This window comes from Endozoicomonas sp. ONNA2 (assembly GCF_024606365.1).
Classification (GTDB): Bacteria; Pseudomonadota; Gammaproteobacteria; order Pseudomonadales; family Endozoicomonadaceae; genus Endozoicomonas.
The window spans coordinates 1-1115 of sequence record NZ_JAHHPO010000665.1 but is presented as its reverse complement, the minus strand read 5'-3'; the positions used below and the strand labels follow the sequence as shown (position 1 = coordinate 1115).

Genomic DNA, 1115 nt, shown 5'->3' with positions numbered 1-1115 from the left:
CATCGCCGGGTCTGGCCAGACCTCGCTCACACCATTGACGGGTATGCCGCAGTTGTTCCCGCAACGCTTTTAACACAGACCAGTAAGGTTCCCGGGAGTCACCCACCAGCGCCCGCAGTTCATCACTGCAATCGTTCATGGAAAGCTCACTGATCAATGGTTTCAGATCCCTTAAAAACAGGTCTGCCGCCATCCAGCGACTGAGCAGTAACACTTCACGGGTCACTTCAGCCGTGACAAATGGGTTGCCATCCCGGTCGCCCCCCATCCAGGAGGAAAAGTGCACAGGTACCGCATCAATCGCCAGCCGGTGACCGGTGAACGCCTGCAGGTGGTCATCCATCTGGCGGACGAACAGCGGCACCGCATGCCACAGGGAGTGCTCAATGGTGGCAAAACCACCTTTTGCCTCATCAACCGGTGTTGGTCGTTTACTGCGAAACTCATAGGTATGCCAGGCCTGGGTAATCAGCTGGCGAATACGCTGTTCAATGCGCTGCTGTTCGTTATCACTGAGCGACTGGTTTTCCAGATCATTCAGGCACTGGAATATCTGCTCATATTTCTGAATTAATGTACGACGGGTTACTTCGGTCGGGTGCGCTGTCAGAACCACCTCAACATCCAGTTCCGATACTTTTCCGGCAATCTGCTGATCGCTGAGACCTTTCTGCTTCAATGCCTTGAGCAGTTCACGAAAGTGATCAGGCACGCAGTAGCTGGTTTCACACTCCCTGGATACCAGGTGAAACTGCTCGGCAATATTGGTGAGATTCAGGAAATGGCTGAAAGAGCGTACGACAGGGACCAGCTCATCATCCGGCAGGCTATGCAACAGGTCTAACAGTGCCTGCTGTTCATTCACGCCGTCATCGTCCACGGCAACACTGCGGGCTGCCTTGGACAACTGACGAATAGACTCGATTTTATTGAAGAAGTCTTCTCCCTTGTGGTCCCGGATGACGTCACCGAGCAAGGTACCCAGCATATTGACATTGCGACGCAGGGACGATGGGTTCTCAGTTGGCTTTTCTGACATGGCTCTTTGCCTTTTTTGCCTTGCGATGTTGTTCCGGCCAACTTTGCCTCCATAAGTCGTCAGGGCAAGCCTGACC

1 protein-coding gene is annotated in these 1115 nt (G+C 53.5%); it reads right to left on the bottom strand.

The features are described 5' to 3' along the window. Positions 1 to 1039 (bottom strand): phosphoenolpyruvate carboxylase (locus KDK14_RS11695; protein ID WP_257265299.1); only part of this gene is annotated, 1039 nt, incomplete at its 3' end. Positions 1040 to 1115 lie beyond the last annotated feature (76 nt).